The sequence below is a fragment of the Lysinibacillus sp. NPDC097162 genome (assembly GCF_044762185.1).
In the GTDB taxonomy this organism is placed as follows: domain Bacteria; phylum Bacillota; class Bacilli; order Bacillales_A; family Planococcaceae; genus Lysinibacillus.
In genome coordinates, this window is the sequence record NZ_JBIWDT010000001.1 from 2,313,961 (window position 1) to 2,330,218 (window position 16,258).

The 16,258-nt window shown below is 38.5% G+C and carries 14 protein-coding genes, 1 other RNA gene and 1 other annotated feature; of the genes, 1 reads left to right on the forward strand and 14 read right to left on the reverse strand.

The features are described 5' to 3' along the window. Positions 1-136: 136 nt before the first annotated feature. The 14 genes from ACIQXW_RS11820 to hisS form a co-directional block, all read right to left on the reverse strand. The gene (locus tag ACIQXW_RS11820) at positions 137-1,126 is read right to left on the reverse strand and encodes an N-acetylglucosamine kinase (RefSeq protein ID WP_402762279.1); all 990 of its coding nucleotides are present in this window, start codon (positions 1,124-1,126) and stop codon (positions 137-139) included. A 74-nt stretch (positions 1,127-1,200) separates the two neighbouring features. Continuing rightward, the gene (locus ACIQXW_RS11825; RefSeq protein WP_402762282.1) at positions 1,201-2,283 is read right to left on the reverse strand and encodes a DUF871 domain-containing protein; all 1,083 of its coding nucleotides are present in this window, start codon (positions 2,281-2,283) and stop codon (positions 1,201-1,203) included. Positions 2,284-2,309: 26 nt separating this feature from the next. After that, on the reverse strand, positions 2,310-3,641 hold the full coding sequence (locus tag ACIQXW_RS11830) for a PTS sugar transporter subunit IIC (RefSeq protein WP_402762285.1): 1,332 nt from the start codon (positions 3,639-3,641) through the stop codon (positions 2,310-2,312). A gap of 36 nt (positions 3,642-3,677) precedes the next feature. Then, the gene (locus ACIQXW_RS11835; RefSeq protein WP_340823480.1) at positions 3,678-3,998 is read right to left on the reverse strand and encodes a PTS sugar transporter subunit IIA; all 321 of its coding nucleotides are present in this window, start codon (positions 3,996-3,998) and stop codon (positions 3,678-3,680) included. A gap of 12 nt (positions 3,999-4,010) precedes the next feature. Then, complete coding sequence (locus tag ACIQXW_RS11840) at positions 4,011-4,322, reverse strand: PTS sugar transporter subunit IIB (RefSeq protein WP_340823478.1); 312 nt, start codon at positions 4,320-4,322, stop codon at positions 4,011-4,013. Positions 4,323-4,584: 262 nt separating this feature from the next. Beyond that, positions 4,585-5,760 (reverse strand): GNAT family N-acetyltransferase, encoded by a 1,176-nt coding sequence (locus ACIQXW_RS11845; RefSeq protein ID WP_402762290.1) that lies wholly within the window; start codon positions 5,758-5,760, stop codon positions 4,585-4,587. Between the two features lie 38 nt (positions 5,761-5,798). Beyond that, entirely contained in the window at positions 5,799-7,511 is a 1,713-nt protein-coding gene (gene ptsP / locus ACIQXW_RS11850; RefSeq protein WP_402762293.1) for a phosphoenolpyruvate--protein phosphotransferase, read from the reverse strand. After that, positions 7,505-7,774 (reverse strand): HPr family phosphocarrier protein, encoded by a 270-nt coding sequence (locus ACIQXW_RS11855; RefSeq protein ID WP_340823472.1) that lies wholly within the window; start codon positions 7,772-7,774, stop codon positions 7,505-7,507. Before ACIQXW_RS11855 ends, ptsP begins: the two co-directional genes overlap by 7 nt. Before the next feature lie 17 nt (positions 7,775-7,791). Further along, positions 7,792-8,514, reverse strand: a complete 723-nt coding sequence (locus ACIQXW_RS11860; RefSeq protein ID WP_340823471.1) for a sugar isomerase domain-containing protein — start codon at positions 8,512-8,514, stop codon at positions 7,792-7,794. A 1-nt stretch (position 8,515) separates the two neighbouring features. Next, positions 8,516-9,238: a GntR family transcriptional regulator gene (locus ACIQXW_RS11865; protein WP_340823470.1), complete on the reverse strand. Its 723-nt coding sequence runs from the start codon at positions 9,236-9,238 to the stop codon at positions 8,516-8,518. Positions 9,239-9,268: 30 nt separating this feature from the next. Next, the gene (nagA, locus tag ACIQXW_RS11870) at positions 9,269-10,426 is read right to left on the reverse strand and encodes an N-acetylglucosamine-6-phosphate deacetylase (protein ID WP_402762297.1); all 1,158 of its coding nucleotides are present in this window, start codon (positions 10,424-10,426) and stop codon (positions 9,269-9,271) included. A gap of 322 nt (positions 10,427-10,748) precedes the next feature. Further along, positions 10,749-10,952, reverse strand: a non-coding RNA gene (gene ssrS / locus ACIQXW_RS11875) — 6S RNA. Between the two features lie 137 nt (positions 10,953-11,089). Next, a complete protein-coding gene (aspS, locus tag ACIQXW_RS11880) occupies positions 11,090-12,859 on the reverse strand; it encodes an aspartate--tRNA ligase (RefSeq protein WP_340823466.1) in 1,770 nt (589 codons plus the stop codon). Positions 12,860-12,877: 18 nt separating this feature from the next. Beyond that, complete coding sequence (gene hisS, locus ACIQXW_RS11885) at positions 12,878-14,143, reverse strand: histidine--tRNA ligase (protein ID WP_340823464.1); 1,266 nt, start codon at positions 14,141-14,143, stop codon at positions 12,878-12,880. 122 nt (positions 14,144-14,265) lie between these two features. Continuing rightward, positions 14,266-14,508 (reverse strand) — a binding site (T-box leader). A 163-nt stretch (positions 14,509-14,671) separates the two neighbouring features. Here hisS and ACIQXW_RS11890 point away from each other — a divergent pair. After that, positions 14,672-16,255 carry an N-acetylmuramoyl-L-alanine amidase family protein gene (locus ACIQXW_RS11890; protein WP_340823462.1) on the forward strand — a complete coding sequence of 528 codons (1,584 nt, stop codon included), beginning with the start codon at positions 14,672-14,674 and terminating at the stop codon, positions 16,253-16,255. The last annotated feature ends 3 nt before the right edge of the window (positions 16,256-16,258 follow it).

Genomic DNA, 16,258 nt, shown 5'->3' on the forward strand with positions numbered 1-16,258 from the left:
AAACCTAGTTATATACTAAGATAAAATCAAACCTATATTACATTCTATCATGATATTGTTCAAGTGGAAATTCTCAAAAAGAACTCGCACAGTTGTTGTACTAAAAAATTTCGCATAGAGGGTTGTTTTAGCCTATTTAGACATTTTCATTTTCCCATTTCTCAAAATTTGCTTGAAACGCTTCAATAAATGACACATCTAGTTGAACGTGCGCTTGTTTAAAGGCTCCGACAACCGCCCCACCAATCGGCTCTAAATAAGGTAAAATAAATTGTATCGGCAACTGATCTGCTAATGCTAATTGTTCAAGGTGCGAAACAATAGTAGGATTATTTGAAAATACACCGCCTGCTAATACTACGGGTACATTTTCTCTCCCCCATGACATGCTGGCATAACATGTTTTTATCGCCGTATAGTATTTGACACAAGCGTCTTGCACAATGTGTTTGGCTATACGGTCTCCTTTTTCTGCAACTTGAAAAACATATTTGCCAATTGGTGCAATTACAGTTCTTGGGTGCTCCACTCCATAAATATGTTCAATTAATTGCGGAACACAATCAACTGAGAAATGTTGTAGTACTATATCTGTTAAAACGGTTGGCTGTGCACGCTGATCATAGCTTTGAAAAACAGCCTTCAGCACATGAATACCTAAATCATAACCACTACCTTCATCATCAAATAAGTACCCCCAGCCACCAACACGATTAACCATATGCTGATGGTTGAACCCCATCGTAATCGCACCCGTACCAGCAATTTGAACAATTCCTTCTTGTCCCATCGTACCAGCATATAGCGCAATTAAAGCATCATTCTCTATTACAACGGTCGTCGTCTGATCAACATATTGACGAATAATACTTTCTACTATGCCTTCAGCTTGCCGTTCCTTCACCCCTGCCATACCAGCAAAGCAACTATGTATTGCTGTCAATATTTGTGGCGTTTGCTCCTGCATTTTCTGTAACAATCCGTGAATTGTTGCCTCAAAATCATGTGCATCCATTGCAGTTGGGTTACTACGTGACGTCATCACCTTGCCATAAATAGTGCCATATTCATCACAAATAACAGCACAAGTTTTTGTACCCCCTCCATCTATCGCTAGCACATACATCCTATTTGCTCCTTTCTATATGAAAAAGGATTAAGCACATACAATTGTCGGCTTAATCCTCCTTTTAAGTTCAATTATTTTGTAAATCCGAATGACGCCCATGGTTGAATTTGCGCTATTAAAAAGCGTTCATCCTCCACTACCTTGGCAACTACATTTGTAGAGCCAGCATTCGGCATTTCCTTTAAAACTATTTGTAGTTCACCTTTATAGCGAACATCTAAATTATTATCAATCGTGACATCCCCTAGTTGCAATGCATGCGCATCGTGAACTGGGAAATCACCATTTTTATATTTCACTCGCGATTGTGTACTACGAATAACGTAATCCGATACATCACCTCGATTAAAATGAGGCTCTTTGAATAAGACTGCTTCTTCTAACACCGTTGTTTCAGAGGATGGTACAACTTTCAGCTCCAACTTATGCCGATTTAATTGTCCTAATGCTTTCAGTTCTTCCTCTGAGGCATACATATTGCCAATAATACAATCATCGATTAAGCCTGTATGCCATAAATCTTTCGCTTGCACAGTAATCGGTAAATCGCGATGCTCTTCTAGTGTTGGTAGGCCATGCTCGGTTTTTTCCCAAGGACCGTACAGCGCATGCTGCGATGAAATCATCGCAGCTGTCCGTATATGGTTGGCTTTAAAATTTTTCGATGTCGCAAGAAAATGCTGGCGTGAAAGACCCGTAAATCGTCTTGGATAAAAATTATGACAGCCTATAATATTGTCACGGTTCGGTTGGTAGGATAATATATTATCCACATATTTCGTTCCATTACTAATATTTAGCTCAATTTTCAACTGACTATCATCGAAAGACATTAACGCTTCCTCTTGACCTGAAAATCCCATATCTAAACGCAATGCCGCCAGATGGTAGTGTTCTTTAAAATAATCAATATTTTTATACGTTAAGCCTAAATCTTCAAAAACAGCCGGTGCAATATCAGCAGAAATATCAAAGCCTAGCTGTTTTGCAAAATAATTGATTTGCTGCAATTTAAGCTTTTCATGTTCATTGTTTAAAGATAGAAGACATGTAAAAATACGATCAAAACCATTATCGTGTGCTAGCTGAACATATTGTTGCATTTCTTCTAGCGTGCTGTGCTGTGGATAGAGTGAAATTCCTAATCTTCTCAAATGACAATACCTCCAATGCTAAGCTATTACACTTCTACTTTTGGATTCTCAGCTGTAATTTCAGCTTGTTGTTCTTGTGCTTGCTCTGCCTTTTTTTGGTCTTGTTTAGCAATTCGGTTTGCCATCGCTAAGAATGGAAGGTAGATACAAACTGATATAACAATTAACGCAAGACTTAAAACAGCTCCAGTCCAAGATTGTGTCACTAAAAATCCGTTAATTATAGGCGGTGTAGTCCATGGGGCTGCAACAGTTGCCGCAGGAACCCAACCCCATTTTGTGACAAAGAAAGCAATTGTTACGTTTACCATTGGCGTTAAAATAAATGGTATAAATAAAATTGGATTTAAAACGATTGGTAGACCAAATAGTAATGGCTCATTAATATTGAATAGCCCTGGTGCCGCGGATAATTTTCCAACGGTATTATATTGCTTGTTTTTCCGTGCAATAATGAAAATCGCGATAATAAGTGCAATTGTCGTACCCGATCCACCCATATTGACGAATGCATCAAAGAATGGCTTATTCACGATATAAGGTGCAACTTTGCCAGCAGAAATTGCTGCAACGTTTGCATCAATCGCGGGTAAATTAATCGTTTGCATAAATGGCTCGATAATGTTAGCACCATGAACACCTAGCGTCCATAAGAATGCTGGAATAAAGGCTAAAATTATGGCAGCAACCCACGTATTTGTTAAGCCCATAAACGGCTCCTGAATCGTTGAATAGAATGAACCAACAATATCTGGAATATCAAAACCTGCAGAAATAATTGTACGAACTAATGCAAAAACACCAATTGTAATAATAGCTGGCAGCAATGCTGCAAATGATTTCGAAACTGCTGGCGGTACCCCATCAGGCATTTTAATTAGTAGCTTACTATTACCTGATAACCTACAAAATAATTCAGTAGACAACAAGGACACGATAATGGCGATAAATATCCCGCCCGTTCCAGTTGTTAAACCTGATAAACCGCCTTCACCAAACGTACCGAATGTCAAATAACTTGAAAGACTAATAACCCCAGCTGAAAGACCGTCTTTGTTATAACTTTTTGCTAAGTTATAAGCAATTGCGAACGCGAGTAACAGCGACAGAATACCAAATGTCGCACCCCACATATTTCCGCCCCATTGCGTCCATGTTTCATGCTTCCAAATGGAGTCCAGTGCATTTTGGTAAAAGTCAATTGGTAAGTTATTAATTAATACAGCTAACGAGCCTACAATTGTCAATGGCATAATCGTAATAAAACCGTCACGAATGGCAACTAAATGACGCTGACTCCCAACTCTAGCAGCTACCGGCACAAATTTTTCTTCTAAAAATCGGAACATTCCACACACTCCCTTTGCTTTTTATTGTGACATCAAAAACTGATGTTACTCCCCTTTGATTTGTTCATATAGTTCGATCATTTCTTGCGCTAAATCACGAAACGTTATTGCATTCATTAAGTGATCCTGTGCATGAATTAATAGCATCGATACTTCGACTTTTTCTCCCCTTGCTTCCTGCGTTAACAATGCTGTTTGTGAATGATGAGCCTCAACTAGCGCTTCATTTGCCTGCTTTATTTTTTCCTTTGCTTCGTTAATTTGCCCCTTTTTTGCTAACTGAAGTGCTTCCATACATTCACTTTTCGTATTACCACTATGGACGATTAAGCCCATAATGGACTGCATCATTGCTGTTTCATCCATTGGCTTGCCTCCTCATCCAATTAGCTTCAATGCCTGTTGTAAGACATTTCCACCGTTCATCATGCCGTAATCAGCCATATTAATTACATCAATTGGCAAATTTAAATCTTTGAATTTTACTTCGAATGTTGATTTTAAGTAACGAACTTGCGGTCCAAGTAACAGTACATCTGCCTTCTTATTTGCTAAAACTTTATCTACCTCACTTTCAGCTATAGCAAAAATATCAGCTTCAATATTTTGTTCCTGTGCAGCCTTCTGCATCTTCGAAACTAGTAAACTCGTACTCATCCCTGCAACACAAACTAACATAATATTTTTCATCGTCAGCACTCCCTTTTTGTTTTTTTAAATTTAGAACCTTTTAACGAATTGACGACTCCAATGAAATCGCTTTCTTATATTGAGAATAGCACCAATTGGTATATACCACAATATACTTTTTTAGTCATTTTATACCTTTTCAAAACTAATAAATAATTGGGCTATTGCTTCGATACTTGCTAAATAATGGCTTTACTTAACTGGTATAGTCCAGAAAAATATTCAAAAAATTTTTTCGTTTTTTATCATCTGCTGCAGCAAGTTAAAAATATTCATAAAATGCAGGTCGCTTTGCTGGAATCGCCTGTTGCCAATGGTGTATTTCTTCGTCACCTAGCACTTTATTCGCAAAAGTCACTGCATCTTTCACACTAAGATAACCGACCATCATCGCAGAAAATAAGTTGATTGGTAATGTAAGCATATGCTTTTCAGACATGGAATTTTCCTCAATTATCGAGATCTCACCATCTTTATTTATCATGTAAATATGTTCATTCCACGGACAAAAGTGATCCTCTAGACGAACGTACAAAGTTTGCTGTAAATCTCCCCATGGATAGCGTTGCATAAAGGCAAAAGCATCCACGATTCTGACCATGACATCTTGTATAATCTTTTTTGGAAATTGTGGATTTTCAAAATTAAAACCAAAATGGCTATCATTTGCCGTAATTCCTTCGATCGTGTGTACACTTGCTGCATGTGATGTTATAAAGCGCCATAGTGCTTGTTCTGCTAAATGATCCTCCACAATAAAGTCATGAATTGTAAAGATGCCATCTTGAATCGTATAGCGGATATACCCTACTATTTTTTGTTCCAGAAAACACGCAGCAAAATGGCTTTCAGGTGTTCTTCTTTCAATGCGTTTCCACCATGCTGCGTCACGTAGCATCCCACCATTTGTAACACTTGCCTGTGCATTATGAAATTGTTGAATTGCTTCGAACAACGTACTATCCGGCCATTCAAAGCTCATACGCTTTACAACATCTAACTGTTTGCCGAAATAAGGAAACTGTGAGTTAGGAATAGCATAATGTAGTTTGTCAAAAAATAATTCCCAACCAAAATAACGGTAAAAAGAAACAGAAAAGGGTGCAAGTACCGAGATGGTTTGCCCATGTTGTCGCATTTCCTTTAGAGAAGCAGTCATTAGCTTTTTTATAATTCCTTGCTGACGGTACTCAGGATATGTTGCCACAAATCCAATACCACCCATTTCATAGTTTTCACCATGTATCGTCATATTAAGCGGTAGTATTAATAGCTGCCCAACAACCTTATCGCCATCATAAGCACCTAAAGTTGCACTATGCTCAATCCAATAATGAAAATCATCGCGCCGCGCACCGCTATATTTATTTGGAAAGCAATAATCTCGTAATCGATGAATTTGTTGATAATCTTTTGCCGGAACGTATTGGATGTCCATGACGCCCTCCTTTTTTCAGAATATTCAAAAATAAGAACTTAAATACCTAGATGTTTTTTTACGTATGCTTCAACATCAGATGCAGTTGATAGCATTAAAAGGTGCTCAATATGGTGAACTAACCGCTCCTTTGAAAGCTTTGCAATATGTGCCCTCGTTTTGAGAATGGAAGACGCATTCATGGAAAACTCATCTAAGCCTAAAGCAAGTAAAATAGGTATTGCTATTTCATCTGCTGCCATTTCACCGCACATACCTACCCATTTCCCCTGCTTATGTGCTGCATCAATAACATTTTTTATAAGTCTCAGTACTGCTGGGTGATATGGTTGATATAGATAAGAGACATTTTCATTCATACGATCTGTTGCCAAAGTATATTGAATTAAATCATTTGTACCGATCGAAAAAAAGTCTACTTCTTTTGCAAATAAATCAGCAATCATCGCGGCTGCCGGAATTTCTACCATTATTCCGAGTTCAATTGCCTCAGCCATTGCAACCCCTTGTGCTTGCAAATGTGCTTTTTCCTCATTCAACAATTGCTTTGCCATTCTCCATTCATCTAACGTTGCAATCATTGGAAACATTATTTTCAAGTTGCCATAAGCACTTGCTCTTAATAATGCACGTAGCTGTGTACGGAACATTGCTTGTTGGTCTAGGCAAATACGAATCGCTCTATAACCTAAAAATGGATTCATTTCAGCTGGTAGCTTTAAATAAGGGAGATGCTTATCACCACCAATATCCAATGTCCGAACAATCGTTGGCTTTCCCTGCATTTTTTCAAGGACTGTGCGATACGCATGAAACTGTTCATCTTCACTTGGGAGCTCCTGCCGTCCCATATACAAAAACTCCGTTCGAAATAAGCCAATACCATCTCCAGCTGCATCTATTACCTTTTCCACATCTTCTGGCTTGCCGATATTGCCCGCAAGCTCAACACTATGTCCGTCCTCACTTACGCTCGACATTGCTCGATATTGAAGGAGCTCGTGTCGCTGCTGCTTGAGCATCTTTTGCTGTTGCTCATAAAATGCTGACACTTCTGGTGTAGCATCGATAATAATATTGCCATTTGAGCCATCCATAATAATTGGTGTGCCATGTTTAATTGTCTTAGTAGCCGTTTTTGTTCCAACGATTGCTGGTATATCTAGTGAGCGTGCGAGAATAGCAGAATGAGAAGTTTTCCCACCAATATCTGTTATAAATCCTTTGACATAATTAGTATCTAGTTGTGCCGTCATTGATGGTGTTAAATCTTCTGCTACGATGATGACATCTGTTGATAAACGGCTCATATCTAGTAGTTCAACATTTAATAAATGGGCTAATAAACGCTTTGATACATCACGAATATCAGCTGCTCGCTCTTGCATATAAACATTGTCCATTCCTTCAAACAGTCCGATAAACATCTTGGAAACTTCATGTAAGGCATACTCAGCATTACTGCCTGTTTTAATTTTCTCTTCAATGGCTGCTAACATTTCAGGGTCTTCTAGCAATAATAAATGCGCAGCAAATATAGCCGCCTTGTCCTCGCCAAATTTATTCTGAGCGAGTGTTAAAATTTCTTGTAATTCCCTCTTCGATTGCGCGAGTGCTACTTTAAAACGTTCCAATTCTGCCTGTATATCTGTTATCGTTAACTTCTCAAATGATAAATCTGGTTCTACTAAACAAAAAGCATTAGCAAAGGCAATGCCTTCAGAAACGGCAATACCCTGTATTTCTAACATTCTTCACCAATTCCTTTAGTAACAATCACTTCTGTAACTGTTTGCATTAGCTGTTTTGCATCTGCTCCTTGTGCAGAAACCGTAATCGTACTTCCCGTCACGATGCCTTGCGCCATAACCCCCATGATGGACTTCAAATTGACAGACTTATCATTGTAAGTTAACTGAACCTCACTCTCAAATGGTGTGACAGCACTTACTAATAGCGCTGTTGGCCGAGCATGTAAACCTTCTGGTGTTGTGATTTTAAATGTTTTTTTCATCGATACCCCTCCAAATTTCACTCAAAATTAATGCGAGATTGATAGTTTGCAATCATCAATTCGTTATGATGCTTATTCGATTCAACATTGTTACTTTCAAAAACAGGCAATACTTCCTGACAATCAGCCAATGACTCAATAACGTGACTGAATAGCGCTTGAAGAATTGCAGAACCAATCACCGTCGACGCAGGTGCGTATTGCATCTGTTGATGATGCAATAGACCATCCCCTACAGGAATATGTGTGTTGATAACAACATCCACAACATCCTCTAAACGTTTTCCACTAATATGACGTGTTGGTTGTTCACAATATTCAAGTGATTGCATAGACATAACAAGGATACCCGACTGTTTTGCTAGTAATGCCGCATCTATTGGGGCATTATTTCGACCAGATGTGGAAATGACGATGCAAACATCATTTTCCTGAAATTGAAATTCATCTTTATGTCGTACGATAATCGTTGGGTCCTTTTCATTTTTTGAAGATGTTAAAGCTCCTGCATATAAAGTTAATGGCTCGACCGTAATTGGACGTACAGGCACAAGTCCTCCCGCACGATAAAATGCATCTTGTGCTAAAAGATGTGAATGTCCACAACCAAACAATTGGACAATTCCACCACTTTGAAGACGTGAAACAATCATTTGTGCAGCTTCTGCTAATAGCGTATTTTCCTGCTCTAGCACAAGATCTAATAGCCTTTGTAGTTCATGAAAATAAGCACGCATCATATCACCTTTTAATTTCACTTATAAATTTGTATCGATCAGCACGATAAGTACTTCGCACAAGTTCGAATGGCACGCCATCTGCTAAATAACTTGTTCGTTTAATAATTAAAACCGGTGCAGTACTATTGATTTGCAAATATTTACTATCTTCTTTTGCTACAATTGCCGCTTCCATTTGCTGAATGGCATTGCCAATTTTCTGATGGAATTTCGCTTCAATAAGCGCATACAACGAACCCATAATTTTCTTTTCATCTAATTCAGGATATACTTTCACTGGAATATAGGTTCTTTCAATCGCCATCGGTTTAGAATCGGCACTTCGTATCCTTGTAACGAAAAATACTTCTTCACCCCGTTCTAACATTAAATCTCCTGCAATATCTAACGGTGGTACAATTTTTTCGAAACGTAGTACTTTACTAGTTGGTTCCATACCTCTTGCACGCATATCCTCCGTAAAACTTGTTAATCCCATTAATGGCTGTTCCAACTTTGGATTGGCAACATAAGTACCTCTGCCTTTTTCACGATAAAGCAATCCACTATTTACTAAATTGGTAATTGATTGACGGACAGTCATTCTACTCACATCAAATTGAACTGAAAGCTCTCGCTCTGATGGAATATTTTCGCCAATTTTGTATTCCTCTAAATAAATCCGTTGCTTTAATACTTCTTCTATTTGTATATAGATTGGTATATGAGAATTTTTATCTAACACGCCTTGCACCATCCTATCGCATTTTTACTATTATTTCTCAAATACAACTTTTCCCCGACAAATAGTTTTTTCAATATTTAAATGTTGATCTAACAAAATGACATCTGCATCAAAGCCTTCTGCAATACGGCCTTTTGTGCGTAATTGTAATTGTTCCGCAGCATTTGTTGAGGACATTGCAACAAGCTCTGACAACGAACAATTTGTGACCGCTTTCATATTTTTCACTGCTTGTTCCATCGTCAATACACTTCCAGCTAATGCTCCATTCGGTAAATGTGCTCCGCTTTCTGTGACATGGACTGTTTGACCACCTAAATCATAATCGCCATATTGTAATCCTTTTGCACGCATAGCATCTGTAATTAAAATAATACCTGCTGCCCCTTTAACTCGGTAGGCAAGTTTTACAGACATAGGATGGCAATGCACAAAGTCTGCAATGATTTCGACTTTTACAGCATCTTCAACAAGTACTCCCCCTACAACGCCTGGATCTCGATGATGGAATGGTCGCATTTGATTGTATAAATGCGTTGCCTGCCTGACACCTAGTGCTACTGCTCTCTCTACCTCTTCAAATGTTGCATCTGAATGACCGATTGATACAATAACCCCTTGCTTGTAAAGCTCTTCAATAAACGGAAAGCCACCTTCTAGCTCAGGTGCAATGGTTATTTGTTTAATGCGGTTGTTACTTAATGTTTGCCATTGCGCAAATTGTTCGCTTGATGGCAGAATCATATAGTCGATTGGCTGAGCACCTGCACGCTTCGTTGACACATAAGGACCTTCAACGTGGATACCTAATAAACTGGCTTCATTGTCACCATCTTCAAATTGCGAGATTGTCTTTAATGCATTTTCAATCGCTTCTGGCGCTTGTGTCATCGTCGTTGCAAGAAAGCCTGTGACACCTTCTTTAACTAATGACGCAGCCATATTATGAAGCGCTTGCTGTGTAGCATCCATTGCATCATTGCCTGCCGATCCATGAATATGCATATCAATATAGCCAGGAAATAGTAACAAGTCTTTCCCCTTGCCTTCAATATATTGCTCTGCCTTATCGAATAATTCTTTACCTACTTTAATTATCTTGCCATTCTCAATCAATACGTCACCTTTAAAAGGTATCTCGTTATGGTTGACGATCGTTACATTGGAAATTAATAATGTACTGCTCAATTTAACACCTCCGCTGTCTATGTTTTTACGAAGCTTACTTTTTAACGTAAGGACAAGCTATGTTATTTGGTATAGTTGTCTATACCAATTATAGTATGGAAATTCAAAAATAAAAAGTAAATTTTACAATTTTTCTTATTTTTCGTTTAATTTAGTAAATAACACCCTATGCTTTTTAGGCGTAAAAATGCTGGGACAAAACAGAAAAAGTGTTAGATTGACTTTAATCAATCTAACACTTCTTCGTTGTAAACGTTAAGGTTCGCTACGGCAGGCGCTATTGGACATACCGTACCCCTAGACTCTAGTATGCTATGTATGGACGAATCCCGATTGTGCCGTAATGCCAATGAAACATTCGTTTTGAACCCGCAATTTGCAGGTGGGTGCCCGCTTTATAGCTTTAAACGTCCCTCTCCAAAATGGGGCATGTTTGCCACTACAAAATTAGATGGCTCCCGACGATATAGTGTTCGGTCAAAACTGTTAAATAGAGATAGCAGTTAGACAAACACATCAGGATTCGTATTACAGTTATAATAACACCATATTTCAGATAATTCAAACGATTTCTAGCAAAAAAATAAATTCTTTCAAAAAACGCAAAAAATACCTAGATTCCCAACATTTTTTGTTAGAGAATCCAGGTATTTTGCATTACTTTTATCTTTTAAATGTTTTAATTGCCAAACTTAATTCGCTTAATTGATCTGGAGACACTTCACTTGGAGCATCTGTCAATAAGCAACTTGCACTTGCTGTTTTCGGGAATGCAATTGTATCACGTAAATTATTACGACCAGCAAGTAACATTACGAAACGGTCAAGACCAAATGCAAGACCTGCATGTGGAGGCACGCCATATTCAAACGCTTCTAATAAGAAGCCAAATTGTGCTTGTGCTTCCTCATCTGAGAAACCAAGTAGTTTAAACATTTTTTCTTGTAAATCACGCTCATAAATACGTAATGAACCACCGCCAAGCTCATAGCCGTTTAATACGATATCGTAAGCTTGTGCGCGAACTGCAGCAGGGTTTGTATCCATTAATTCGATATCTTCGTCAAATGGACGAGTGAATGGATGGTGCGCTGCTTTGAATCGGCCATCTTCTTCAGAGTACTCGAATAAAGGCCAGTCCGTAATCCATAAGAAAGCAAATTGCGATTCATCGATTAAGCCTAAATCTTGACCTAATTTTGTACGAAGAGCACCTAGAGATGCTGCAACTACATCAGCTTTGTCAGCTACGAATACTAAAATATCACCGATTTCAGCACCCATACGCTCGATTAATGCAGCAGCTAATGCTTCATCAAAGAATTTTGCGATTGGTCCATTTAATCCTTCTTCTGTTACTTTCAACCATGCAAGACCTTTTGCGCCGTAAATACCAACGAATTTTGTAAGCTCATCCATATCTTTACGAGAGTATTTATCAGCCGCACCTTTAATGTTGATACTTTTCACTTGCTTGCCTTGTGCTACTGTATCAGCAAATACTTTGAAATCACAGCCATCAAAAACTTCGTTTAACGCTACTAATTCTAAACCGAAGCGAACATCTGGTTTATCTGAGCCGTAACGATCCATTGCTTCTTGGTATTTCATGCGTTGGAATGGCGCAGGAATATCGATGCCTTTTACATCTTTCATAACAGCTTGAATTAAACGTTCGTTCATTTCTAAAACTTCTTCTTGTGTTAAGAAGCTTGTTTCGATATCAACTTGTGTGAATTCAGGTTGACGGTCAGCACGTAAGTCTTCGTCACGGAAACAACGAGCAATTTGGAAATACTTTTCAAATCCAGCTACCATTAGTAATTGTTTAAATAGCTGCGGAGATTGTGGTAATGCATAAAACTCGCCTTCGTGTACACGAGATGGTACTAAGTAGTCACGAGCACCTTCTGGCGTTGATTTTGTTAAAATAGGCGTTTCTACTTCTAGGAAGCCCTCATTTTGTAAGAAGTTACGAATTGTACGTGTTACGTCTGAACGCATTTTGAACGTATCGAACATTGCAGGACGTCGTAAATCTAGGTAACGATATTTTAATCGTAAATCTTCTGATACATCCGTACGATCTTCAATTTGGAAAGGAGTTGTCTTCGCTGTATTAATAACGATTAAGCTTGTCGCTTCCACTTCAATTTTGCCGTTTGGCATATTTGGATTGATTTGATCTTCCGAACGAAGAATTACTTTTCCTTCAATTTCGATTACGTATTCGCTACGTACTTTATCAGCTAAAGCATGTGCCTCTGCTACATCAGGACTAAATACAACTTGTGTAATACCAGTACGGTCACGTAGGTCGATAAAGATTAATCCACCTAAATCGCGACGACGTTGTACCCAACCTTTTAATACAACGTGTTCGCCTTGTAACGTTTCAGAAAGCTCGTTACTAGCATGTGTTCTTTTTGCCATTTTGCATTTCCTCCAAAATCATTTATTTAATAAGTAGTTCACTAATTCTGAGAAGGCTACTTTTTGCTGCTCCCCAGATGCCATATGCTTTACTGTTGCTGCTTGCTCTTCTATTTCTGTTTCACCTAAAACGATAGTATATTTAGCACCTAAACGGTCTGCAGATTTCATTTGTGCTTTCATTTTTCGATCTAAATAATCCATATCAGTAGAAATACCTTTTGCACGGAATGAGCTTGTTAGTTCGACTGCTTTTAGCTTCGCTTCATCGCCCATAGCAATCATGTAAACCTCTAATGCTGATTCTGTATCTAACTCTACCGCTTCAGCTTCAAGTGCTAATAATAAACGTTCGATACTTAATGCAAAGCCGATGCCCGGTACATTCGGACCACCGATTTCCTCTACAAGCCCATTATAACGACCACCACCGCAAAGCGTTGTAATTGCGCCAAAGCCATCAGCTGTTGACATAATTTCAAATGTCGTATGGTTGTAGTAGTCAAGGCCACGTACTAAATTCGGGTCTACTTCATATGAAATACCTAGCGTATCTAGATACGTTTTAACCTGAGCAAAATATGCCGCTGATTCCTCTGTTAAAAAATCAGTTAATGCAGGGGCAGTTGCCATTAATGGATGCTCACGGTCTACCTTACAATCTAAAATACGTAATGGGTTTTTTTGCAAACGATTTTGGCAATCAGAGCAAAACTCATGGATATGTGGCTCAAAGTGATTAATTAATGCTGTACGGTGTGCATCACGCGTTACTTTATCACCGAGTGAGTTGATGACTAATTTCAAATCTTTTAAGCCTGTTGATTCATAAATGTCCATTGCTAATGCTATCACTTCTGCATCGATTGCAGGGTCAGCTGAGCCAATAGCTTCAACACCAAATTGTACAAATTGACGGTAACGACCAGCCTGTTGACGTTCATAACGGAACATTGGTCCTAAATAAGATAGCTTCACTGGTTGATCGGGTGCACCAAACATTTTATGTTCAACATATGCACGAACAACCCCAGCAGTATTTTCTGGACGTAATGTTAATGAACGACCACCTCGGTCTTCAAATGTATACATTTCCTTTTGCACTACATCAGTTGTTTCTCCAACACCGCGCGCAAATAAATCTGTTTGTTCAAAAATAGGTGTACGAATTTCGTTATATCGATACACACGACAAATATCACGAATAATTGCTTCGACCTTTTGCCATTTTTCTGATTGACCTGGCAATATATCTTGGGTCCCTCTTGGCACTTTAAAACTCATGTAAATACCTCCTTTTCAATTGCTTATGAGCCAGCCTTCGTATGTAAAGCGCGAAACAGCAGTACAGAGCGACTTTTTTTAGAGAAATCCAACAAAAAAAGCCCTCGCCACCTTGCAAAATTGCAAGGGACGAGAGCTGTATATGCTTCCGCGGTTCCACCCTAGTTGACGCACAAACTACATTGCGTCCTCCTCATAATCGGGTAACGGCCGATTCCGTTTTTTCCTACTAAGTATTCCTTTTCAGAAAAAAGCCTCTCAAGTGTTATTCGCCTTATACTTTTTTGTAGGAAAGATTGCAGCCTAAGTCTTTCCCTCTCTTTTCCAATAGAGGTATACGCTACTTGCTTGGTCATAAGCGGTTAATCATTTTTTGATTACCCTTTATGTTAGTCACAACACAAGGTAATGTCAACTGTTTTCTTATTTTTCACAAAGTAGTTATTAAAATAATGATTTCTGTTACCTTTTTCCCTCGAATTTTATCATGAAAACATGGTAAAATAGCACAAGAAAAGGAGGGGTCCAATGACGACAAAACTTATACATAAAACCATTATCTTTGTCCTATTATTAACATTTTTGTTTCCAAGTATCATCAATAAAGAACTAGTATTTGCCGATTCGAGTGATTTAAAAGTTACTGGAACTATACTTCATTTACGCGAAGGACCTGGGCTCTCTTACCCGATTATTACAACATTAGATGAAGGTGATTTGTTAACATCCATCGGTCGCGAAGGTGATTGGATTCAAGTAAAAACAGACGATTATGAAGGATGGGTAGCATCTTGGCTAACAGCTTCTATAAATGAGCAACAAACAATTGATAAAACGGTCATATCCCAAGTTGATCGCCTCAATATCCGTACTGACCCGGATATTTCATCACCAGTCCTTGGGCAGCTGTCAACAGGCAATCAAGCAGCACTCATAACAGAAAATGGTGAATGGGCAAAAATTAATTGGAATGGACTAGTCGGTTGGGTATCTGCAGACTATGTGACAATTAATGAAACAACAGAAAAAACAACAACTGACCAAGTAGTAGAAGTATCTACAACAACCGAACCTAAAGGTACTACATTTACTATTTTAGTCGATACGTTAAATGTCCGCAAAAAGGCAGATTTAACGTCAAAAAAAATAGGGACAGTTTCGAATGGACAATCTTTTAAAGTACTAGCACAAGAACATAATTGGGTTCAAATTCAGTACAATAACAAAAAAACTGGTTGGGTATACAGCTTCTACGGGACATTTTCTGATACGGTAAAAACGACTGCGAAAACTTCAACGTCATCATCACCATCATCATCATCCTCGCTTGAATCTGTCACAATTATTTATAATGGGACAAACTTACGTACTGACGCGACTACAACTGCGGAGGTTGTTAAACGTGTAGATGCTGGCGAAACCTATCCAATTGTAGGTGCTAAAGATGATTTTTACGAAATACAATTAGAAGATAAAACCGCATTCGTCGCAAACTGGGTAGTCTCCACTTCACAAAGCACAGCGGTAACAACTAGCTATACAAAATCTGAGCCTCGAAAAAAAGGGACTCTAAACGGACTTACAATTGTTGTCGATGCTGGTCATGGTGGAAATGACCACGGTACAACTGGTCAGCGAGGAACTGACGAGAAAGATATAACATTGAAAACTGCGTCTCTTCTCGCATCTAAGTTAAGTGCAGCTGGTGCAAATGTTGTGATGACACGTGAATCAGATGAATATGTTGCACTTCGTAAACGTGTATCCGTTGCCCACCAGCATGATGCAGATGCTTTTATAAGTATTCACTATGACGCTACTGATAATAGTTCAATTTCAGGTTTTACCTCCTACTATTTAAATAACAATCAAAAAGGGCTTGCTGAAGCAATACACAATGGCCTTGCTAGTAAAATTAACATTAAAGATCGTGGTACACAGGAAGGAAATTACTTAGTACTTCGTGAAAACCGACAAAAAGCAGTGCTTCTGGAGCTAGGTTTTTTAAGTAATGCCAATGAAGAACGGATTATTACAACGGCTAAATTCAGAGAACAGGCTACACTCGGTATTTATCAAGGCATTTTAGATTACTTTGATGCAAATGAATAAAAA